We start from the raw sequence: 25418 nt of genomic DNA on the forward strand, positions 1-25418 counted from the left end.
ACCATGACCCTTCAGGATGTAAGGGCTCTTGCCGCAAAAGGGGAAGGGCTGAAAATTGAGTTTAAAAAGAAAGCAGCATTCCCAGAAAAGATTGTCAGGGAAGTGATTGCTTTGGCCAATACAGCAGGGGGAAATTTGTTGATTGGTGTGGATGACGATGGAACGGTAAGTGGACAGCGATTTATCGAGGAGGAGGTTTTTGTCATGGAAAAAGCCATTGATTCCCTGATTTTCCCCAAGCTTCAGGTGGAATGCACGATATTAAAACTGACGGAAAAGAAAGGAGTGGCCGTTTTTCAGATTCCATTGAGCCCGGATCGCCCCCACTTTTTGAAGGAAAAGGAAAAAAAGCAGGCCTACGTTCGAGTGGCTGATCGCAGTATCCAAGCGAGTCGGGAGGTTTGGGAGATTTTGAAAAAAGGGCGAACACCAAAGGACACAGTATTTACCTATGGCCGAAAAGAGGAGCTTTTGATGAAAGCCTTGGGAGAAAAGGAGAAAATTACCCTTCGTGAATATTCTCGCTTGGCCAGAATTCCTATCTTTTTGGCTTCCAAAACCTTGGTTCGCCTCGTGACTGCCAATGTTTTGCAGGTCCATCCCCAGGAATCAGAGGATTATTTCACTTTGAAAGAATAGGGGAGTTCAATCCCTGTGCGGTGGGTGAAGCCTTGGCTTCCTTGCAGGCCTCCTGTGTGAATGAGGAGGATTTTGGCGTGGGGAGGGAATTCGTCGTTTTTGATTTTTTCCCAGATAGCATACCCCATTTTTCCGGTATAGATCGGGTCCAGAGGAACTTGAAATTCCTTCCAAAACCATCGGATAAACTCAATCAATTCCGACTTCCACTTGGCATAGCCCCCAAAATGAAATTGAGTTTCAATTTGAACTTGCCCCTTTGATTGAACTTGATAATGGGCAGCCAGATTATCTAGCTCTTGCCGGATGAATTCCCCTTTGAGCACGGAAATTCCAAGCAAAGTCTGGTAGGGGAGAAGGGAAGCAGCCAAACCCAATAAGGTGCCTCCAGTTCCGATTGGCGTGGCAAGGTGAGTGAAAGCGGAGGTTTCTGAACTCAAAATTTCGCTTGTTCCTTGAATGGCCAGTTGGTTGGTTCCTCCTTCAGGAATCAGGTAAAAGTCTCCGAATTTTTGTTTTAAGTCCTCAATGACGGGGAGGGTGTTCTTTTCTCGATAGGTATTCCGATCTACAAAGTGGAGCTCCATTCCCTTTTCTTTGGCATAGGCCAAGGTCGGATTCTTTGAGTCTGTGTCTTCGCCTCGAATGATTCCAATGGATTTGAATCCCTCCATTTGAGAGGCAGCAGCAGTGGCATGAATATGATTTGAAAATGCTCCTCCAAAGGTCAAGACAGTGGATTTGCCCTCATTCCTAGCCTGTTGTAGATTGTACTTGAGCTTGAAAAATTTATTTCCTGATACCAAAGGATGTACTTTGTCCAGCCTGAGCATGGCCATTTCGAGCTTCTTTTGCTCAAGAAGTTCATGGTAAAGATGCTGAATTCTGGGTGGGTAGGAGGAATCCATGGGAGTTTTCACCAAAGTTAAGCGCTATCCTCCTATTTTTACGGCATGATGCAACCGGAAGAAGACTTCGAAGAAGAAGAGTTAGAGCTTTATGAACACCATCGAATTGTGGTGGACAAGGGACAATCTCCGGTGAGGATCGATAAATTTTTGACTGAGAAAATCGCCAATGCAACTAGAAATCGGGTTCAGCGTGCGATCGATGCAGGTACCATTTTGGTCAATGGGCAGTCTTCCAAGTCCAATTATAAAATCAAGCCTGCTGATGAAATCCGGGTTTTGCTGGAAAAACCACCCCGGGATACGGAAGTCATTCCGGAGAATATTCCCTTGGATATCATTTTTGAAGACCCCCATCTTTTGGTAGTCAATAAGCCTCCGGGCATGGTTGTGCATCCGGCTCATGGCAATTGGACGGGTACTTTGGTGAATGGTCTGGTCTACCATTTTCAGCATTTACCGGAGATGAAGGGCAATGTGGGCCGTCCCGGATTGGTACATAGGATCGACAAAGACACCTCCGGGTTGTTAGTCATTGCCAAAACGGAGGAAACCATGGCCCCTTTGGCTGCTCAATTCTTTCATCATACCATCGAGAGAACGTACATCGCCCTCGTATGGGGCGAGCCTGAGGAGGATTCAGGTACTATTATTGGCCATGTGGGGAGAAGTGCCAAAGATCGAAAGGTCATGGATGTTTTTCCGGACGGAAGTCAGGGAAAGCATGCAGTCACCCATTGGAAAGTCCTCAAGCGCCTGCGGTATGTAAGTCTGATTCAATGCAATCTGGAGACGGGAAGAACCCATCAGATTCGCGCCCATATGCGCTTTATTGGTCATCCACTTTTTAATGATGCCATGTATGGTGGAGACAAAATCCGAAAAGGTACCCAGTTTGCAAAGTACAAGGCCTTTATCCAAAATTGTTTTGACTTGATGCCACGACAGGCATTGCATGCGATGAGTTTGGGCTTTGTTCATCCTGTCACTCAGGAAAAGCTGTACTTTGAAGCTCCTTTGCCTGCTGATTTTTCTGCAGTGCTGGAGAAATGGGAAGCCTATGTGCAGTTTGAATAGTTTTGGAAGGATGGGATTATAGGAATTAGTCCTTCTTTTCCTGCAAAATCTTTGTCTTGCGGGAAGAGTGATTTGCATTTTTGTAAAAAGGAAGGGCTTAAAATAGATTTTTATCAAATAATCCGACTTTTTCTGAAAAACAGGCAGAAAATCACTGATTTTTTCATTGCGATTTTTCTAAAATGAATCAGAAAAATAGGCTAGAAATTAATAAATGATCATAAATCAATCGTTTTCATTAAAAAAAGTATAAAAATTCAATCATTTTCTTAGAAAATTTGCAAAATAGAGTTTTGACCCCCTATATTTGAATCAAGCAAACGGCTAAAAAGTTTACTTCATACTGTAGGATGTTGAAATTGGCAGACAAGCCCTCCTGTCTCGGGGGTGGAGTCCCGATAGCTATCGGGAGGGATAAAGCAATTAGCGAGCTCGTAATTTGCCTAACTACTCCGTGGAGGTTCGAATCCTTCTCCTACAGCAGGTTATTTTGGGTTTATTGTTAATTGACTAAAACCACGGAATTTTATTTCATGGTTTTTTTATTGCCCAAATTAGAGTACTCCTTGTAAGCTTTTGATTTCTTTTTCGATTTTCTAATTCACAAGCAAAAAGAATCTCTTCAATTATTGAATAGGTATCAAAAAGGCTTTTAGAATAAGAAAAATGAAAAAAAATAAAATAAAACTTGCAAAAATTTTAATAAATCGATCTGATTTCTAATTTTGAAGCATCAAATGGTTCTATTTACTCAATCGATTACGCGACGAATAATAGAGGTTTTTGATTTTCAGTAAGTTAGAGACAAAAGGCTAAAAGAGCCTACTCCTTACCAGAGTACCACGATCCTGTAGGATGTTGAAATTGGCAGACAAGCCCTCCTGTCTCGGGGGTGGGGAGCCCAGCACAAAGCGAGCGTCGACCGGACTTTAGCCTAACTGCCCCGTGGAGGTTCGAATCCTTCTCCTACAGCCAAACTGAAAGCAACAGAAATGTTGCTTTTTTTATTTGCAATAGAGGACAATGGGGGTGTGCTGAGAAAGGTAAATGAGTGGTGTATTGACCTGATTTTTGGAGGTAATTTGTTGTGAATTGCAAATAATCAGGATTTGTGAGTATCTTTTCTGTGTTAATTACCTCCATTCCGCATGTCCCGGGAATCCGCTAAAAAGCACCTCAGACATCCTGTACGTAAAAAACTTCTCGCCTTATTTTTGAAGGGAGTTTTGATCCTACTCATGTTGGAATTTTTGTTGTATTTCGGGTCGAATATTTTCCTTTCCCGCTATGCCCAACGGAAAATAAATGAGGCGACACATGATGTATATGTTGTAGACTTTAACCGGTTTAATTTTTCGCTAATTAGAAGAGGGTTTTTCCTTGATGGATTGGTTCTTCAGCCAATCAATTCTGATCTGAAAAATGAAGATCAGGCCCTATTTGACATCAAATTGGACCAGGTTGGGTTTTCAGGGCTTTGGTTTGACTTTTTTGAAAAAGAGTTTACTATAGGTAAAATCTACCTGGATAATCCCAGCGTTGAGCTAAGTCTTGCCGCAAACGAGAAAAAAGATACTCTGAAAATTAAAGAAAATAGACAAGGATCTCCGGTTAAACTTCTTGAGCAGGAAATCAGAAAAAGTATTTTAAAAATGAATCTTGGGGCGTTTCGGATTGATGAAGTTGAGATCAACCATGCCAACGTCTTATTTTTCAATTTTTTGAGCAAGGGGAATCTTGATGCAGAAAATACTTCTCTCGTAATAAAAAATATTGATCTCACTACCAAAGAAGAATGGACCACTCCCTTCAATGCTGAAGGCTTCGAATTTGAGTTGGATGAGGTCAAGTTTGCATTGCCTGATGGGGTACACTCGCTGGAAGCGGAGCGAGTATTTATTTCTTCACTCGATGATTTGGTAAATATCACCACCTTTTCTCTTCGTCCCGATGAAAAGCAGCAGAGTAAGGCCTACTACACAGTAAATCTGGAAAAACTCCTTTTGGGGAATGTAGATCTGAATAAGGCCTTTATGACCTCCGAAATGGAAATTGACGAATTGATTCTAAATGAACCCTATTTTAAAGTAGCAAGTAATCCCAATCCTCACAAGGACAGTTTGGCATCAGGGAATCTAAATGATTTCATTCAGGGAATTCTCAATTCAGTGAAAATTAAAGAGCTGTCAATCAATGATGGCAAATTTGTCAAATCCCAGATTGCCGATACGCTCAAGAGTCGAATAGAACTTGATCGGCTCAATTTCAAAATGATCAAGTTTTATCTTGGGCAGGATTCTCTGTTAAAAGAGAATCAGTTTTTTTATGGGGAGGATGCTTCCATGGAAATAGACGGGGGAAGTCTGTACCTCGGTGATGATATCCATTTGATTCAGGGGGAGAAAATATTTGTCTCCTCATTCAAAGATGAATTGCTGGTCCAAAATTTTACTCTAAGTCCCCGAGAAGAAAGTATCAAGTCTAAGTCCCCCAAAAATCTGCTAAAAATAAGCCTACCCGAGTTTTTGCTTGATGATATTGACCTCAAAAAGCTCTACAATGAAGGCGTTTTGAATGTTAGTAGCCTCCTGATTGACCGACCAAGTGTTGAGTTGGTTGAATTGGAAAATGCTGAGGAAAAACCAAAAGGAGTATCTACTAATGAACTGATTTCAGGATTTTTAAACCAGGCCAACATCGGTTCTTTTGAGGTAAGGGAGGGTACCGTGCAGTTTACCGATGCAAGAGGCAGGAGAAGCAATGATATTGGTTTTGATCGGTTTAGTTTTTTGTTGGATGACTTGTCCTTGAATGCAGATTCTTCTTTGCCTATCCAAGATCAGATATATGCAGAGGAAATATCCTTGGATTTGTATGATTACCGCTTGAAAATCAAAGATAATCTTCATGTCATTCTTGCGGATCAGCTTACGGTTGATTCCCGTAAAAGTCTGGTGGCATTAAGGAATTTGAGCATCAGGCCCGAATCTCCGGATCAGATTCAATCCCTTCTTGACACCTATGGGAAGACCTCTGCCATCAATTTGTTTGTCCCTTCATTTCAGGCTGTAGGACTTGATGTCAAGGCGGCATTGATGGAAAAGGTGCTCGATGTGAATCTGATAAACATGCCAAACCCGGAATTTGAAATCTCCGCATATCGGGCAAAGAAGGAGGCTGATAAAGGGGAATCCCTTCAGTCCACTTCCGAAATCAAGGATGTCTTATTGGGTTATTTCAATTCCATTCAGGTTGATTCCCTGAATTTGGGTCAGGCGAAGATCAAATTCCAAAGTTTAATTGAGGATAAGAAGAGTAGCTTTCAAGAAGATGATTTTTCCCTAAAACTTAAAAACTTTTACCTAAGTCCCGCTGATACCACATTTACCGAAAAAACGCTTTTTTCAGAGGAGATTGATCTTACTTTCAATAATTATTCATTTAATCTAGCTGGTGGAAAGTATAGTGTAGAGACTGATTTTCTGAATTATAATTCAAAAGATCAGGCGATTCTCTTTGACCATTTGATTCTCAAGCCTGGAGAAAACACCAACAGTCGGTTGAACCTGGGATTGAATTTTCCCAAGGTGATTTTAAGGGGAGTGGATATTGAGGAGTTCATTTTTGATAATATTCTTAATCTACAAAAGCTTGAAATCGATAAGGGACTCGTAGAAATAGGGATCGATCAGGAAGTATCGGTAGCGGAAAATGAAGGGCCTAAAAAGAAAGGTGCCCGAAAATCTTTAGAATTGATTCGGATTGACTCCATTCAAGCGGTAGATTCTCAAATCCAACTTCTCTATCTAGGTGAAAATGACTCTCGTCAGTCGATACGTACAGGATTTGATTTTTTGATTCAGGATTTTTATCTGGATACCTTAATGGGCAATACGGACTTAAGCTCCCTCTATTCTTCAGCCAATTTGGACCTCAAAGATTTCTTCTTTGCCCTGCCGGATAGTGTACATACAATCAGCTTCTCCAATGTGGGTCTTGGGTCGCAAAAGGAGGAGGTTGTTTTTTCGGATTTGAAAATCACCCCAAAGGATCACTTTGGAAAAAGTGGTAGTCCTGTGATTGAAGCAAAAATTGATCAATTGGCTATTCGAAACAATAAGCTTCCTGAAATCCTGGATACTAAAAAACTTGACTTTAGGGAAGTCCGAATTGTCAATCCTCAAGTTGATGTATATCTGGATACTCTAAAATCTTCACGCAAATCCAGTCCCAAACAGCAAAAAGGGAATCAATTGATAGATTCTTTTCTCTTGGGAGATTTGCTTTTGGAAAACGGGAAAGTTCAAATCCATAAAAAGGGAATCGGGCCGGATCCCAAGCTGAAATTTCCAGAAATAGATTTCCGGATCAAAGATTTGGGATTGGATCTGATGGACAAAGAACAAAAAGTGAACATTGAGGATCTGGTCAAAAAGAATATTGCATTCTCCTTAAAGGGATACCAAATTGATACTCCTGACAGCAATTACAAAGTGAGTCTCCAGTCTATAGCCTACGAAAATGGCAATTTGGCTCTTGAGGGTGTCTATTACCGGCCCATTTTGGGGAATTATGCATTGCTTCGAAAGCTGCCTTTCCAGACTGATGCAGTTACGGCAAAGGTCAACAGTATTCGACTGGAAGGTTTGGATCCCTTGGAATATGTTCAAAATGGAAAAATTAAGGCTAACAATCTGAGTATTTCAGGCGCTGAGATCGATTTGTTCCGTGACAAGCGGCTTCCACCGGATTTGTCAATTTATAAGCCTATGCCTCAATTTCTGATGAGTCATGCAAAGGTATCAGCGGATATCTTTTCGATAAGGATTAGAGATGGACGGGTGAGGTATTATGAATTTGCACCGAAAGGACATCTTCCCGGAATGATCAGCTTTGATCAGATTCAATTGGATTTGGCGCCATTTTACCTTAGGAAGGAAGATGAAGAATATCCTCTGGACAAGGCAAGGATAGGGATTCAAGCCAAAATCATGGATCAGTCAGAGGTAGAACTCAATGCTGAAATGTATTTCCAGGAGAATTACCCGATGGACGTTAATGTTGGCATGAAAGATTTTTCTTTTACAGAAGCCAATGATTTTCTCTCTAAGACCCTATTTGTAGAGGCAGTGGATGGTACGGTAACTGATGGGGAATGGAATTTTAGGTTAAATCAGGATTTTGCCAAAGGTTGGATGAGTTTTGGATATACCGATTTGAAAGTCCAGTTTCTCGACAGTCTGACCCTCGATCGGGGAATGGGAAAACTGAAAATCTATACGTTTGGGGCTAATTTATTGGCCAAAAACAACAATCCCCGCGGTGGAAAAGGGAAAGTGGTGACTCGAAGAATTTTCCAAGAGCGGGACAAAAGCAAATTTGTTTTCAGTGCCTGGTGGAAGGCCACATTCAGTGGACTTCGAGGAACCTTCGGTTTGGGAAGAGCAAAAGTGCCGAAGGAATTGAGGAAAGAAGAGGAAGAGTAAAAAAAGAACCCATGCAATTTTGACGATTGCATGGGTTTTTTGATGAAAAGGGTTGTTGATCAATCCAGTTTGTCTTCGGTATCCTTAAAGTTTCCTATGATACGAGCACCACTGTTGATTTGAACATCCCCATAGACAGTTATGGTATTGTCATTTCCGACAAACTCCAATGTGGCACCGCTGTTTAGTCTCAGGTCCCCGTAGATTACCGTAGAACCAGACAGCCTGAGGGTGGCGTTGCTGTTGACATTCAGACTGGTGTTTTTTCGGTATTGGCCAAAGGCAAATGATCCCACAACAGTCATCTGCCCATTGCTGTTGACATTTAGGTTTTGTTCGATTGCGAGTGAGCCACAGAAAAGGAATTCTCCGCCAATGTTTACATTTTTTAGCTGGGCAGATCCGGAGAAGGCAGCATTTTCATTTCCGTTGATATTCAGGTTGGAGCTCCCTCGGTAAGCAGGAAGACCTACACAGTTGATCTCCCCGTTTCCTTCCTCCTCGTCGTCATCATCATCATCGTCATCATCTTTCACAATTTTGAGTATTTGTATCCCGCCTTGCCCTGTGGCCACAAAGATGTATTTATCCTCAAAACGCACAAAATTGGAAGATCCGTCCAGGTCAAGGACACCGTAGAGCTCCGGTTCATCAGCATCATCCACATCTGCCACAGAAATTCCCGCTGCCCCATTGGCCATAAAAAGAAGCTCATCATCCACCGAAACTGCATTGGTCACGATATCTCCTTGCTCCACATTTTCAGGATTGATAGGGATGGGTAGAGTACTTTCTTCTCTTCCGTTGGAAAGCCGGTAGATTCCGGCACCTTTCCTACCCAAAGCGATAAAAACATGATCGTCTTCAATTTCCAGAGTTCGTTTGGCTTGAGCCTCATCTGCCTCCAAGGAAATTCGGGTCACCTCAGCGAGGGAGTTAGGGTTTAGAATTGCCGCTCCTTGAGTTCCACTCAGGATAGCCAGTCGGTTTTCTCCAAAGGCTACGCTTCTGAGATCTTCTCCAGGAGTCTCCGACAGTTTGTTTAGATTTCGGTCAAAAAGCGTCAGCGTTCCATTACTTCCGCTGACCAAAGCGGTGAATTGGGAGGTGGCTGTCACATCGGTAGCCACAAATCCGGGGACAGAGAAAAACCGGAAATCGGAAGTAAACTGACCGTTGGAAACGGATACTACCCCCAAATTTGCCGGGTCACTGACTTCACTTTGATCTACATCGATGGCCATAGCGAGAAACAACAGCCCATCCCGATACTCCAAGGCACTGATATCGGCGTTTCTGAAAATGGCCTGAGATACAATCTTTGGCTTGTAGGCATCAGAAATATCCAAAATCTCAACAGCTCCCAAGTAGGTGGGGCCCGCAGTATTGTAAGCTACATAGGCGTAGTCGTCATCGATATCCACGTGGGTAGCCTGTAGAGTATTTCCCTCATATTCCGGAGAGGAAGCCTGGGAAATTAGGACTAAGCTTATTTTTTCTGCATCGTCATCATCCAATACTCTTCCGGAAGGATTGGAAGGTGCTGTGATCCCTACCACTCCGGTTCCATCCAGAGTAAGTCTCTGACTCAGCTGCTCGCTGTCTGTATTGATCAGAATAGAAGAGTCGGAGGGAGAATCCGGGTCATCGGTACAAGAAACAGCAATTGCTACCCAGGATAAGGCAAATAATGTCCTTAAGGTTTTTACATTGAAAATTCGTTTCATGCTTATGAAATTGTTTTTTAAATACATTGAAATGGAATTAAATTCTAAAATTCTTATAAATACAAAATAATATTTTGAAATTGGCTTTCAAAAATAAAAAAAAGACCGAATAATCAACTTCGGTCTTAATTTTTTTCAGAAAAAATTCACTTATCTCTTAAGGATAACTTTATGGTATTCCCGATTGGCTCCCCAGCTTATTTCAAGCGTATAGACTCCGGGTGGTTTGTTTCGGAGAATGTCTGCAAGTTGAGAACTCAGATCCCTAGGATTTTCACCTTGAATGAGATCAAACTGACTTGTGGATGAAATTACCCGAACTTGGATTAATTCATCCTTATAAACTCCCATATCCAGCATTTCCAGATTGATATGATCGCCGGTGCTGGGGTTGGGATATACTTTCCAGGATGTGCTACTCGGCAAGGGTTCTACTCGAATAGCTTTCGTATCGCTGTATGTGACATCTCCATCGAAGTCAATTTGCTTCAGACGATAGAAGATGGTACCACCTGAAGCAGGCAATCGTGAATCTTCAAAAGAATAAGAGACAGGGGAGTCGGAATACCCTTGCCCGTTAATTGTTCCTATTTTTTCCCAAGACCGGATGGAATGGATTGCCCTTTCAATTTCAAAATGGGAATTTTCCCATTCCTTTGCAGTAGCCCAATTCAGAATGGAGGAACGGCTTGAAAGCTGGTAAGTTGCTGAGAAAGAGAGAAATTCAACAGGAAGGATACGACAGCCTCCATAGTAAGCAGGGGAGGGGTCAATGGTAGAACCCCACCGTGAGGAAGGGGGAAATGATCCTTCAACTGTTCCACTGGGAGCTCTTGCGTCACAAATAACAAACTGACCGGCATCCCTTACAATGACTGTTGCCCCATTCGCCGGAACGGATAAATCTGCCATCAACAATATATCCGCGTTGTTATAAACCTCTATTCTGGAGTTTCCAACATTAAAAAGGTTGATGTCATCAAAAAAATCTGCTACTGAATTATCAGAAAAAATAATTGGTCCTCTTACGTCTGTTTCACCAGAAACACTTAAAAATGAATCATCATTGAAGTTTAATCCTGCACCTCCTACATTATTTATTTCCAAATCTCCATTAAGAATCACGGTTGAAGATCCATTGGCATTGATGGGACGGTTTATTTCAGTATCCCCAGAAACCAGGAAAGAAGAATTGCCATTGAGCGTTAGATTATTATCCAAAACACTTCCATTATTTAATGTGGTGAAATCACGGCCTACAGATAAGGAAGCTTCATCATTTAATTCAATTCTTCTACTTGAGATCAGGTCTCGAGAAACAGAAACTACACCCTCCCCTGAAATAGTTAATCGAGTAGGATTTCCTCCTCCATTATTTCTGATTTCCATATCCCTTCCGATATTCAGTTCTCCTTCAACCGATACAGGAAATGGACCATCTATAATTAAATCTCTAGAAAGCTCGATATTTGTGTTTTCTCCAACGGATAAGCTGTGGCCTGTGCCGTTATTTTCAAGAGTCAAGGTTCGGGCTAAGATTCTTGAAGGTGGACTTTGATTCAAAGGATTGCTTGTGGAGAGTGTACCCCCTGATCGAATGTTTATGTTATCCTCTACATCCAAGATTCCACTATTCAATACAGTGAAGTTTGCACCATTTTGAATATTGGCATTACCATCAATAAGGATATTTCCTTCATTTATAATATTTCCCCGAAAAGTTACAGAATTATTTACCTCTAGAGTTGCAGTTGGTCTGTTGAAAATTGTTGGACTATCTTGAAGGATAAGGCTACCAATGTCTATGTCGCCTTCATTCGTCATTTCAGAATTATCTCTAAGTGTGAGATTTCCAGTACTTAAACCTCGGTTCAAAAAAGTACTTGTGTTTTCAAGGATAATCGGCCTGGATATATTTCCTTCATTAAAAACACTCCCACGTTGGACTGTCAATGTCCCAGAATTATTATATGTTCCGCCGGAGAACACATTGAATTCGCTGTTATTATTGTTCAATGTCAGGCCTCCTCTATATGTGCCAAAGACATTGATCCTAATCAAATTTGAAGGATTGTAATTAGAGAATCCCCCGCTGAATGTTCTTCCTGAGGGGATACAAATGGTGAGGTTATTTCTATTCTGAAGGTTTATCGGATTTGTCCTACTGAAGTTAATGCATACTACGTCTCCATCATTAATAGTTGGAGTTGCTCCATTATTGAAAATTGTAACATCACAAGATGTGCATTGTCCAAAAATATAGTTAGGAGTAAGAAATGCCGCAATTCCAATAAACCAAATAAAAATATGTACTACACCTAGAGTATTTTTCAAAGTCACCTCCTTACCAAATTCTTCTATTTACGAAGGATAAATCGAATTAGATAGCTTTTGGTTCGGGCAAAAATGCCCATTTTGAAGCATATACAGCAAATTGAGAAATTGCTTAATTGAAATTTTCAAGCTTTTTTAGGGAATCAGAAAAAAATCCGTTTTGATTTTATAAAAAAAGTAAAAGCTGGCCCGTTTTAAGCCAGCTTTTTAGTAATTCCTAAACAAAGAAAAATTGAAATTTTTTACATGAAATTCATTTTTTACCTTTTCAAAATCACTTTATGGTATTCTCTATTTGCTCCCCAGCTGATTTCAAGCGTGTAGACTCCTGCAGCTTTTATTCGGAGAATATCTGCTAGTCTTCGGCTTAATTCTCTTGTGTTTTCTCCTTTCAAAATATCAAAATAGCCCGTAGCAGAGATTACTCTAACTGTGATTTCCTCGTCGTTATAAGCCCCCGTATCCAACATTTCGAGGTTGATTGGGTCACCGGTAGTTGGGTTAGGGAAGACCCTCCAATAGGTAATTCCAGGGAGAGGGTCTACTTGAATTGCCTTGGTATCGCTGTAGGTAGAATCTCCATCAAAATCAACTTGCTTTAATCTATAGAATATATTTCCACCGGCTACAGGAAGATTTTTATCTTGATAAACATATTCTGAAGGCTTGTCAGAATATCCAGCCCCTGCCACTTCACCTATTTTTTCCCAAGAATTAACGTCATGGACTGATCGTTCAACTTCAAAACGGTCATTCTCCCATTCTTTGGCAGTAGCCCAAGTGAGGTCACCGGATCGCATGAAGGAATTGTATTTGGCATCGAAGTACAGATACTCCAAAGGAAGGATTCGGAAGTTTGGATAGCGGATATAAACCACACCTTGGAATCCATTGCTTCCTCCAGTCCTGCCGGCACCTCCGCCAGAACCATAGGTGGTGGCAGGCAAGCCCACACCGGTATTATTGCCTCTTCCTCCAGCGTAGAATGTAGTACCTCCAGTTCCGGTATAAGTACTACCGCCCATACCGGGTTCGTTGACTGTTCCTCCATAGGATGTACCTCCTCCTCCTGCTCCATAATAAACATCCTCTCCTGATATACTTTGCATCACACCGTTTCCTCCGCTTCCTGCAGTCATCAAAGAAGCATTTCCGGACCCGTTGACTCCTCCGGCAGCAGCCCCGCCGCCACCTGCACCCGAACCACCATAGCTTTGACCCATGGCCACACCGCCATTATTTCCATTGCTTGCTACCCCTCCTGAGGAGCCATTGCTGCCAAAAGCAGCTCCGCCACCTCCAGATGCACCATCTGCACCGGTACGATCTGCAGAATTAGAGCTGGAAGATCCACCGCCGCCCCCACCGGCAGCACTTAGATCATTGAATGTATTTCCTCCAGCATAGGTAAATCCAGGGCCTGTGAACGTAGAGCCACTACCATCTCCTCCCTGCTGATTGACATTGGTTGAGCCAAGCCCTTGACCACCTGGTAGAACTTGGAATGCAGCTCCCTGTAGGCCAGGGGCTCCATTCATGGTAATGCCTGTGTAGTGCTGATAAACTACAGCTCCACCGCCACCGCCTCCGGCTGCATCTCCAAAACCTCCTCCACCGCCGCCACCGACGACTAATACTTCGAATTCATCCAATCCATCAGGCGCATTCCATGTCCAAGAAGAGCAATCTCCGGTAATTCGAATGACTGTATAGCCTTCAGAATCGGTGTATTGATAAACATCTCCGGTACCAGTACAAGGCGATGGATCAGGGCAATCGTAGGTAAAGACCAATCTTCCATTTGGCCCTGTTGTACTAACTATGGCTTGGGCTAGTCTGTCACCGATAGGTTCTGTGGCTGGAACTTGCGTTGCAAAAACGTCTGTGCCACTGAAAACAATAAAGATGAGCTCACCGGGGACAACAGATACAGTTTGGGTAGCTGTGTTTCCGCCGGTTCCATCTCCGAATACTTGAATGGTCACCTCACTCACACCGGCACCCACTGAGTAAACAGCATCTCCATCCGAAGCCAAGTATTCTGTGCTGCAATTGATTCCAAAAGGTGCGGTATTGTTTGCAGGTACAGAGAATGGACATTGGTCAGCCACTCCTTCTATGGTATTTATAGTAAGTATGGTTGTACCCTCATTTGAATAAGGTAAGGATTGGAAAGTAAACTGGCCAGGAGTGGTCACCGTTACAGTAATGGTTTGATCTGCAATTGCATTTGCTCCGCTAGTACTATAGTTTATTTCGTAATCTCCTGGTACTAGGTCAGGACCATATACTGTAAATGTCGAAACATAAGGAGGAGTGGAGCCTGATGGAGGATTGACCACCTCTATGTTCGAAATAGGATAAGATGGGTCATCCACAGTGATGGTTCCTGTGGCACTTACCGATCCACAACCACCTGTCAATGGAATGCTGTAATTAAATGTACCTACTTCAGTTGGAGTCCCTGAGATGGTGATATCACCAGTTGAAGAATTAAAGGCCGCGCTTATTCCAAGAGGTAGGCCGTTTGCTCCTGCTACTCCATCATTGGCTATTCCTGTGGCACCAGTCGTCCTGTGGATAAGTGTAATCGGAACCACAGTATTCAAACATAATTCCGGATCAGGATTGACTGGCGTTACAGTATTTTCTGGAGTCACCGTGACTACGACAGCTGGAGTTGGGTCTGACTGACAGTCTACCCCATTTAAGGTAGATACCGTTATTCTTTGGAATTCAGTCGTTTCTGTCAAGGCTGGAGAATCATACGTAGCACCTGTGGCTCCAGGAATAGATGTCCATGATGGATTGGACGAATTTCTATATTGCCAGATGTAACTGATGGTTCCATCTCCGGAACCGGATGCAGTGCTTGTAAACGCAGCTGGATCATCACCCGAACAGATCGTTTGATTGGCTGCAATAGTACCTGCAACAGGTTCACTTTGGAGGGTTATGGTTACAGGATCAGAAGGAGGTCCTTCACAGAAATTACTGCCGACGGTGGATATAGCATACCTTCTGTATTGGGTTGTCTCTGCTAGTACAGGTGGAGCGAAATCAGCTCCGGAAGGATTGCCAGGAACGTCAACCCAGTTTGGAGTAGAAAGGTTGGTGTTCATTTCCCATCGATAGGTAATGACCGCTCCCGGATCTTGAGGAGCATATACATTTCCGATAATAGGAGATGGTGTATCACCTTCGCAGACTGTCTGATCACTGGCGATTGTGCTGATATCAGGTACGTCTCTTACAATAATCAAACCTTCCACTCTTACCTGCTGGCAAGAACCTGTGGTGAAGACCTCATAGGTGTATTCACCAGGTGTAGTTGGAGAACCGCTAATCCTCAAATTCACCCCATTCCAAATCGGAGTAAGACCAGGAGGTAGTCCAGTCACCAATGGTCCATCCAATCCACCCCCCACTGCGTATTCAATATCTACGATTGGAGAATCTTCGCATACCACCTGACTGTCATCTGTTCCTACGGCAGAGGTTAATCTGATAAATGGAGAAAGGGTGCCAAAGGAAATATCATCCAGTGCAAAATCATTACCCCCAAGAGCCGTATTTAAGTTAACAATCTCAATAATGGCTGTGGTTGCGGTTCCTGAACTCCAGCTAGGATTTGACCTAAATTCTCTCCAGTTATCCAATCCGACTTGTGCTTGACTGGTAGGTTCAGGCGCTGTTGATAAATCCAGTACGGTTCCAACCAATTGACCATTGATTTTAAATTGAAGTCTAGCATTGGAAGCCGGATTCAAGTTCATTGCCCATGCAGAAAAATAGTATTCAGTAAATTGTTCCACTGCTACTTCTTGTCTCCAGATTACGGGCTGTCGAAGAGGGCTACCTATAAGCGCTCCTCCATTCACCATCATGAAGTTTCGAGGACCTGTGGCATTATTTGTATGATCTCGTCCAAAAAAGTTTGTATGGTAACCTTGAGGCGTTGTTGTGGTGCTTCCATTAGCATTTACGTTTACGGCATAATAACCTTCAGGCCATAGACCTGTCGCAGGATTTCCATTAACATAATAGGCCTGATTTTGAGTGTACTCTGTAAAGAAACTTGGATTAGCAGGATCAAAGTTGGTAAAAGAACCATCCACAATTAATTCCTCAGCAATACTAATTGAAGATGTACTTGTACAGCCATCAGGGGAGGTGGCTGTCACAGAATACGAGCCTGCGATATCGACAAGAATTGAGTTGGTAGTTTCCCCTGTACTCCACAGCCAGGTTGTTCCTGTTACATTGGAACTGGCTACCAAAAGTACGCTTCCATCAACTGCACAATAATCTGCCTGTAGGGTAATAACAGGGGTAGGATCAACAGTAATAGTGAATGATTGTGATGGACCTGGACAACCATTCACTGACGGGGTCACAGTAATGGTTGCAGTGATTGGTCCGGGTCCTGGATTCTCTGCTGTAAATGCCGGAATATTTCCAGTACCAGATGCAGCCAATCCAATGGATGGATGACTGTTAGTCCAGTTGTAGACTACCCCAGCAACACCATTTCCGGTAAAATTCACAGCAGAAGTAGACTGCCCGGAACAACCGATATCCTGATTGGAAATAGGATTAACAGTTGGCATTGGTCTTACCAAAACATCTACTTCGAACGTATTGCCAATACAACCGTCCGGTGTGATAGGGGTAACAGTATAAGTTACTGTTTGATCTACCAGTGAGGTATTGGTCAAAGTCTGGGAAATATTGGCTTGAGGTGTTCCAACATTAGATTCTCCAGTCACATTTCCATTCGGCGATACAGCCCAAGTGTAAGTCGTTCCGGCAGGAACTGAACCATTGGTTCCATTCAGTGGAGTAACTGTAAATGTATCCCCACTACAGATAATGGTCCCATTGATGTCATTGATCACTGGTGTTACATTGACATCTGTAGAATTGGTAATTGCTGCTGCCGCTGTACATCCTCCACCATTACTATAATTCACCGAGACATTTTTGGTACCGCTAGTTAACCAGATTAGCGTTACTTCAGGGGCGGTAGTTCCGATACCTCCTGCAGTAATTGTGTAATCGGTTCCAGCTACGCCTGGGATTGTCCAAATATAGTTGGATTGCCCTGGTTGGGTAGAATAGGTGACTGGAGCGCCTACACATAGGTCAGCTGTAGGAGCAGCAATAAATGTAGGTACAGGAAGTGCGTTTATATTTATCGTATTGGACACAGCAGAAGCAGCCGAACAGTTATTCGAGTTGCTGTAGTTTACTGAGACCACTTTACTGCCTTGGGTCAACCAGGTTAAGGTTACTGAGTTATCAAACTGACCTATACCTCCGGAAGTAATCGTATAATCAGTTCCGGCAGTTCCCGGAACCGTCCAACTATAATTGTCCTGACCTGATTGGGTAGTATAAGTTACAGATGTTCCAACACAAACTTCTGCAGGTATAGAAGAAGTGAAGGCCGGAGTTGGAAGTGCATTGACAATTGTAGAATTAACCACTGCAGCTACAGCTGTACAATTTGAAGCATTGGTATAATTGATAGATACATTCTTTGTACCTGCTGTTAACCAAGTAAGCGTTACCTCATTGCTTGTGGTTGCAATGCTTCCACCTGTAATCGTATAATCAGTTCCTGCAGTGCCGGGAATAGTCCATACATAATTGGATTGGCCTGATTGGGTAGTGTAGGTGACTGAAGTGCCAACACAAACCTCCGAAGGTGGAGGAGCTATGAAAGTTGGTGTAGGTAGCGCATTTACAGTGGTGGAATTAACCACTGCTGCCGCTGCCGAACAATTATTCGCGTTTCTGTAATTGACTGAGACATTTTTTGTGCCTGCTGTCAACCATCTTAGCGTTACCGTATTGCTGGATGCTCCGATTCCACCTGATGTAATGGTGTAGTCAGTTCCTGCAACACCCGATATTGTCCAGGCATAGTTAGTTTGGCCGGGTTGAGTAGTATAGGTAATAGGAGCACCCACGCAAACTTGAGAAACAATAGGTGCTGTAAAGGTTGGTGTTGGTAATGCATTTACTATTGTCGAATTGACGGTTGCAGTCGCTGCGGTACAATTGTTAGCATTGGTATAATTGATCGAAACTTGTTTGGTACCACTAGTGAGCCAAGTAAGAGTAACCGAGTTATTTGTAGATCCAATACCTCCTGATGTGATAGTATAATCGGTACCTGCAACACCAGGAATATTCCAAACATAATTACTTTGATTTTCTGCCGTGGTGTAGGTTACGGTAGTGCCGACACAGACTTGGGCAGGTGGAGCTGTCGTAAAGACTGGTACTGGAAGAGCATTTACTATAGTAGAATTGACAGTAGCATTGGCTGCTGCACAATTATTTGAGTTGTTGTAGTTTATGGATACATCCTTGGTTCCAGAAGTCAACCAGGTCAAGGTTACCGTATGATCTGTTGCTCCAATACCTCCTGCTGTAATTGTATAATCAGTTCCAAGGGTACCCGGTACTGTCCAGACATAATTAGACTGTCCAGCCTCAGTGGCGTAGGTAATTGAGGATCCAACGCAAATTTCACCTACAGGAGTAGGAGTCAAAGTCGGAACTGGCAATTCATTGACCACAAATGCTCCTGAAATACTAGAGGTTTGATCCGGACCACATCCTCCCGAACTTGAAACAACTACATAGTAGTACCTGGAAGTACCATCCGCCAAGTTGGATGGAGGAGTAAATGTGTCAGAATCAGTACCGACTTGGGTATCCACCCCTGTATTGATTACCCCTGTCGTGTTGGTATACCATTGATAAGACAAGGTGCCAGTTCCAGAGGCGCTTACGGAAATTGGACTAAAAGGACCTTGCCCATCACAGATTGTCTCGCCTGTAAGATCCTCTGAATCAATAGATGTCAATGGATTAACTATAAACGCGCCGGATATTGCAGTAGGAACCGTACCGCAGCTACTTGACGCAGTTGCATAGTAATATCTTGGTAACCCATCTGCCACACTTGCATCAGAAGGAGGGGTGAACATGGTCGGGCTTGTTTCTCCTGAAAGCATGACCCCTCCAGTGTTATCCGGGGTTGTATTTTGATACCATTGATACGTTACAGCACTTCCTCCATCCCCTAAGGCGGCCACATCCAATTCTTGAGAGAAAGATCCTCCAAAACAAATCGTTTCATCTAAGACATCAGGATCTTCTGTTATAAGCGTGCCCGAAGGATCCACAATACGTACACCTGAAATGGCAGAAGTTTCAGTGCCGCAATCTCCAGAAACAACTACATAGTAATACGAGGTACCTACAGGTGTAGAAGGAGGGGTGTAGGTATTAGAATTTGTTCCGACTGGTGTATCTACTGAAGTATCAATAACTCCAGTAGTATTCTTATACCATTGGTAGGATAAATTTGATCCAGTTGCCTCCACAAACAATGGGTCGAAACCATCTCCAAAGCATTCGAGTACATTGGTATTGTCTATCTGTGTGAAGATGGATGTGTATATACTTACCTCAATCGTATTAGAGGCAGGGCTAGGTACAGCGCATCCATTACCATCTGTATAGTTTACGGTTACGGTTTTGCTACCGGAACTTAGCCATTGAATGGTGACGGTATTGCTTCCCGTTCCAACTCCACCACCCGTAATTGTGTAATCAACTCCTTCAGCACCTGGGATATTCCAAATATAATCCGATTGACCGCCTTGGGTGGTGTAGGTCACAGCATCATTGAGACAAACCGGGTTGGATGGTTCTACTGTAAAGCTTGGGGAAGGAAGTGGATCCAGATTTATCGTATTTGTAGCTGGTGCGATACCTGTACATCCGTTTGCATCGGTATAGTTTACAGTTACGGTTTTTGCTCCAACAGTCAGCCACTGAACAGTTACCGTATTGCTTCCTGTGCCCACTCCACCGGCGGTAATGGTATAATCAACCCCTTGTGTGCCGGATAAAGTCCAGAGGTAATTGGATTGACCTGACTCTGTAGTGTAGGTTACCTCTTCTCCAATACAGACAGGGTCTAAAGGCTCAGCCGTAAAGGTAGGTACGGGAAGAGGAGCGAGAGTGATTGTATTGGAAGCTGTTGTAGCACTTACACAACCATTGGGATTAGTATAGCCAACCGTCACAGTCTTATCTCCGGCGGTCAGCCATTCAATAGTGACCGTATTGCTACCAGTTCCGGTACTTCCTCCGGTAATATTATAGTCTGTTCCAGAGACTCCAGAAACTGTCCAGATATAGTTGGATTGACCCGGTGCGGTGGTATAGGTTACTTCATCCCCAATACAAGTCGGATTGGAAGGCTCGGCAGTAAAGGCAGGAACTGGAAGCGGATCCAGATTGATAATGCTAAGTGCCGGAGATGCACCAGAACAACCGTTTGAGTTTTCATAATTGACAGAAACGGTCTTTTGTCCATCAGTCAACCAGACAATTGTCACCGTATTTCCACCCTCAGAAATAATGTTGTAATCAACCCCTTCATTACCGGAATATGTCCAGTCATAGTCAGAAATATCCGGATCAGACTGTGTGGTATAAGTGACTTCTGCTCCAATACATACGGGATCAGTTGGTGCAGTAATGAAGGTAGGAACTGGTAACGGATTTACATCAATGGTATTGGAGGCCGGAGTTGTTCCCGCACATCCGTTAGAATTTTCAAAGTTAACTGTAACAGTTTTTGAACCTGCCGTCAACCATTCAACGGAAATCGAATTTGTACTTAATCCTCCTGATATAATATTGAAATCGGTTCCTTGAACTCCAGGAATACTCCAATTGTAGTTTGTTTGTCCTGACCTGGTTGTATAGGTTACTGCATCACCGATACATAAATCATCCAAAGGCTCAATCAAGAATACCGGTACTGGAAGAGGGCTGACCGAAACAGAACTACTGATAAATGCAGCAGCCGAACATCCGTTGGAATTGGAATAGCTAAGGAATACCTGTTTTGTCCCCTGAGTTAACCAAGTTAGGGTTAGAGAATTATCTGTGGAGGTTCCTCCGGAGGTAATGGTATAATCGGTTCCTGAAATACCGGAAATCTGCCAATCGTAATTGACTTGTCCCACTTGAGTGGTATAGGTTACCTCTTCTCCTATACATACCACACCTGTAGGTTGGGCAGTGAAGGTAGGGGTGGGCAGGGCATTAACCGTCAGATTGGTGGTTGCAAAATCATCTGCGCAGCTACCTGACCCAGCTACTGTGTAGGTAATGGTGGTGGTACCACTAGAAATCGCAGTGACTGCTCCTGTGGAACTGTTTATCGAGGCAACAGCTGGATTGCTCGAAGTCCACGTTCCTCCAAGGGAGGTGGAACTGAAGACCGTACTTTCTCCGACGCAGAGCTCATTAGCCCCACTTAAAGTCCCTGCATCTGCCAAAGGAGTTACCGTGATGGATCGGGTTTCAAAGTCATCCGGACATCCCCCAGAGCCTGCAACAGTGTAGGTGATAAGGGCAGAACCTGCTGAAACACCTGTCACAATTCCTGTAGAAGGGTCAACTGTGGCTACTGTTGGATTCCCCGATGACCAAACACCTCCGGAAGTAGTGGATGAGAAAGTCCGGGTACTGCCTTCACAGACTTCCTGAATTCCACTCAAGGTTCCTGCATCAGGTGGTGCAGTCACGGTGATGCTGATACTTGTTTCCGGAGCAGGACAGCCCCCACTGGCTGGAAGTCTGTAGAAAATATCCACGGTTCCTGCAGAAATTCCCGTCACCAATCCCGTACTGGAAACAGTAGCAATGGCTGGATTTGACGAAGACCAAGTGCCAAATGCGGTAGTAGATAAAAGCTGGGTATCACCTCCGATACAGATGTCCTGATTTCCGCTAAGGGTCCCGGGGCTGATGGGGGCATTAACAAAGACCGTTCTTGAGGAAGTGGCTACGGAACAACCTGTTATGGTATATCGGATGGTCGCTGCTCCTGCACTAATCCCGGTTATCTCACCTGTTGCAGGATTTACGGTAGCAATAGTAGGGTCTGCCGAGGACCATACTCCCCCTGCCATGGTAGAGGTAAAGGTGGTGTTTCCTCCTATACAAATGAAATTTGGTCCATTTACGAGTCCGGCGGTAAGAGTGTATGATATCTTAATTCTACCGGCACCCCCTTCACCCCCTTCAACTGAGGCCGAACCATTCCATCTGGATCCACCGCCTCCACCTCCTGGAGCTTGACCGGGTTGACCATTAGTATCCGTAGAATTGGTTCCAGCACCTCCATTTCCTCCTTCAATTCCTCCTGGGACAGTTCCGGGAGTGATTACGCCTCCATTATCACCATTTGAATTGGCATAACCTGAAGATCCACCACCCCCACTACCTGATGTAGTTGCAGTACCTCCATTTCCACCAGCATAAGTGACGTCATTGCCTGTACCTACAGCACCTCCTGCACCTCCCGTGAAATTATTTCCAACTCCAGTACCACCTCGAGCGAGTAAATCTGTTCCAAAGGTAGTATTCCCACCATTTATAGTAGTATTATTTCCCCCCGAGCCAACGGCATAGCTAAATGTGTCTCCAGGGTTTACAGTAAGAATTGATCTGGAATAGCCACCGCCACCTCCGCCGCCTCCACGTTGAGAACCGGTAGAAGTTCTTCTGCCTCCCCTTCCTCCGCCTCCCCAGCCTTCGACAATGATTTCCGTAACTCCAACCGGAACAACCCAAATGCCAGAAGGATTGGTAGCGAAATCCAAGGTCTCCACACAACCACAATCCTCTACCACGATAGTCCCAGTCGCTGAAGCAACTCCACAAGTGCCCAATAATTCTATGCTATAATTAAAAGTTCCCAGCTCCGTAGGATTGCCGGTGATTTCAATCTCTCCCGTACCGGGATTAAATGTTGCATTGACCCCAGTCGGCAGATTGCTGATTGTACCTAGCCCTGTTACTCCCGTGGTACTGTGAGTAAGGTTGACGTTTCCGGTGAAAAAGCAAACAGTCTCTGTGGTAACAGGGGTTACTGTTTTACCGGGATTTACTTGTATAGTTTTAGTGACTACTGCAGGACTGCAGGAACCCCCACTAGCAGTAAGTTGTAAAGTGATAAGGCCTAACGCACTATCGTTTGGACCTGCGGTGTAGGTTGCTGTGGCCGGGTTATTTGCATTGGTCCAGGTTCCGCTTCCATTCAGATTGGTCCAGGTTCCGCTTGTGGCAGCACCACCGATACTACCTCCCATAGGAGCGGAGGTGTCTCCATCACAGATTTCTGCCAAAGCTCCTCCTGCATTGGCTGTGGGACTGGTAGTAATGGTGATTGTTTTTGTGGCTATGGCTACTCCACATGTACCACCCACGGTGGTTAATGTTAAGGTTATTGTCCCTGATTCGGATGCACCTGCCGTATAGGTGGCATTGGCTGGATCGGTGGGATTGTTCCAAGTGCCTGATCCTCCACTCCAGATTCCTCCTGATACAGATCCAGAAACAGACCCGCCCATAGCCGTAGTAGTTTGACCTTGGCAAATTCCAGACAAAGCAGGACCTGCGTTGGCTTGAGGGAGTGCATTGACCAGAATAGTTTTTGAAACGGTGGTAGCACCACAAGTCCCTCCGGTCGTTGTTAAGGTTAGGGTGATTAATCCGGATTCTCCAGGGGCTGCAGTGTAGGTAGCCGTTGCCGGATTATTGGCATTGGTCCAAGTTCCTGATCCGCCAGACCAAGTTCCTGAAGTGGCTACACCACCGATGCTGCCTCCCATAGGAGCTGAGGTTTGACCTTGGCAAATTGGTGCCAATGCTACACCCGGGTTTGCGGTTGCACCCGGAAGTACCGTAATGGTTTTCGTTCCAGAAACTGAACCGCATGATCCTCCGGTGGTAGTTAGGGTCAGGGTGGCAGTTCCGCTATAGCCTGCAGGAGGTGTCCAAGTTGCGTTGAGAACGGTGGGAGCCGGATTGAATGTACCGTTAAGTCCTCCATCAGACCAAATTCCGCCAGTAGCCCCACCAAAAACTAAGCCTCCCAGGCCCACGGTTGATTCCCCCTCGCAAATGTCAGGTAAAGGTGCACCGACTGTTAGCGAAGGATTCTGGTTGACTACTATGGTTTTTGAATCAGAAACAGTACAACCTCCCCCGGTTGTGGTCAAGGTAAGGGTAGCCGTTCCAAAGTAGTTAGCTGGAGGAGTCCAAGTTGCATTCAGTGAGGTGGCATTGGGAATGAAGGTCCCTCCAATGCCGCCATCAGACCAAACTCCTCCGGTGGCGGATCCTCCAATACTTCCTCCCAAAGGAGCTGAGGTTCCGCCTTGGCAGATAGCTGCTAAAGCAGGTCCTGGATTTACAGTAGTTGAACAAGGACGAAGAGCCAAAAGAAGCCCCCCACTAAATTCATCATTTGATAAATCAGCACGACCTAGACCAGTATTCCCTGATGTAGGTTTTAAATTCCAAGCAGCTCCTACAGCCAAATCTGCACCACTACTCGACCTTTCATACATTACTTGTGATAGGGAATTAGGATTTGTTGTTCGCCAATTTGAAAAATTCACATTATCGCCAATGATGCCAAGCATAACAACTCCGTAGCCGGCAGGTACGCTATTTATACCAGTTGCCCTAACTTCATCGTCGCTTCTAGTATTTATATTATTAAAAGTCCCGAAAAAGGGATTTGTAGGATCAACACCTGAAAATGCCGTAATACCCCCTACCATACTTTCTGCATCAGGGTCCCCAGTAAATGAAAAGTTTGCAGCGGCTACATCAGCGGCAGTAGCAACCTTGTACAAAACTGTCCCCCACCATCTGTTATTTCCATTTGAACCGATCAGTCTACTGTCAATAATAGTCCAACCAGATGCAACGATTGCAGTATTTAAGTTGTCACTATCATTATCACTTTGGCCAATGGTCGCGATCATAAGATCGCCAACAGCCAGTCCGGTAGGTTTATCTATTGTAAGTGTTAGGTTTGCAGGATTGGAGTTGTTTGCTATGGTATTAGTGGTAGAGCCCCTTAAGGCTATCTGTCCCCACACTTCTCCCACTCCCCCAAGCAAAAGCAAGCCAAAAACCAGGGTTAATTGGGCTAAAATCTGGAGGAATGGTTTTGGGATTTTGAAAAAAGTTTCCCCTTTCCTTCTTTCCTGAAGGAAATGGCTCGAAAGTCCGCTCAGAATCCAAGCTATCAGCTGGATCTGAAATATTTTCCCAAAAAGGTTATTCAAGTTTCGTAAGCACTTTTCTGTCACAAACATACAAAAAAATACTTTTTATATATGCTGACA

7 protein-coding genes and 1 tRNA gene are annotated in these 25418 nt (G+C 44.0%); 4 read left to right on the plus strand and 4 right to left on the minus strand.

Annotated elements, in window-relative coordinates:
* Nucleotides 1–3 precede the first annotated feature (3 nt).
* Complete coding sequence (locus AAA938_RS00085) at nt 4–639, plus strand: AlbA family DNA-binding domain-containing protein (RefSeq protein WP_338226608.1); 636 nt, start codon at nt 4–6, stop codon at nt 637–639.
* Here the strand turns inward: AAA938_RS00085 and AAA938_RS00090 are convergent.
* The gene (locus tag AAA938_RS00090) at nt 618–1547 is read right to left on the minus strand and encodes a 1-aminocyclopropane-1-carboxylate deaminase/D-cysteine desulfhydrase (RefSeq protein ID WP_338226609.1); all 930 of its coding nucleotides are present in this window, start codon (nt 1545–1547) and stop codon (nt 618–620) included. The two genes, AAA938_RS00085 and AAA938_RS00090, sit on opposite strands and share 22 nt — an antisense overlap.
* A gap of 45 nt (nt 1548–1592) precedes the next feature.
* On the opposite strand from AAA938_RS00090, the gene AAA938_RS00095 reads away from it, so the two are divergent.
* From AAA938_RS00095 to AAA938_RS00105, 3 genes are all read left to right on the plus strand, one after another.
* Nucleotides 1593–2624 (plus strand): RluA family pseudouridine synthase, encoded by a 1032-nt coding sequence (locus AAA938_RS00095; protein ID WP_338226610.1) that lies wholly within the window; start codon nt 1593–1595, stop codon nt 2622–2624.
* Between the two features lie 849 nt (nt 2625–3473).
* Nucleotides 3474–3599: transfer RNA gene (locus AAA938_RS00100), tRNA-Asp, on the plus strand.
* A 173-nt stretch (nt 3600–3772) separates the two neighbouring features.
* Complete coding sequence (locus tag AAA938_RS00105; protein WP_338226611.1) at nt 3773–8110, plus strand: hypothetical protein; 4338 nt, start codon at nt 3773–3775, stop codon at nt 8108–8110.
* A 59-nt stretch (nt 8111–8169) separates the two neighbouring features.
* Here AAA938_RS00105 and AAA938_RS00110 read toward each other — a convergent pair whose 3' ends face one another.
* The 3 genes from AAA938_RS00110 to AAA938_RS00120 form a co-directional block, all read right to left on the minus strand.
* A complete protein-coding gene (locus AAA938_RS00110; RefSeq protein WP_338226612.1) occupies nt 8170–9837 on the minus strand; it encodes an LVIVD repeat-containing protein in 1668 nt (555 codons plus the stop codon).
* A 150-nt stretch (nt 9838–9987) separates the two neighbouring features.
* Nucleotides 9988–12171 (minus strand): hypothetical protein, encoded by a 2184-nt coding sequence (locus AAA938_RS00115; protein ID WP_338226613.1) that lies wholly within the window; start codon nt 12169–12171, stop codon nt 9988–9990.
* Nucleotides 12172–12431: 260 nt separating this feature from the next.
* Nucleotides 12432–25358, minus strand: coding sequence for a PKD-like domain-containing protein (locus tag AAA938_RS00120; protein ID WP_338226614.1), 12927 nt, complete (start codon nt 25356–25358; stop codon nt 12432–12434).
* Nucleotides 25359–25418 lie beyond the last annotated feature (60 nt).

Source organism: Algoriphagus taiwanensis (genome assembly GCF_036245645.1).
Classification (GTDB): Bacteria; Bacteroidota; Bacteroidia; order Cytophagales; family Cyclobacteriaceae; genus Algoriphagus; species Algoriphagus taiwanensis.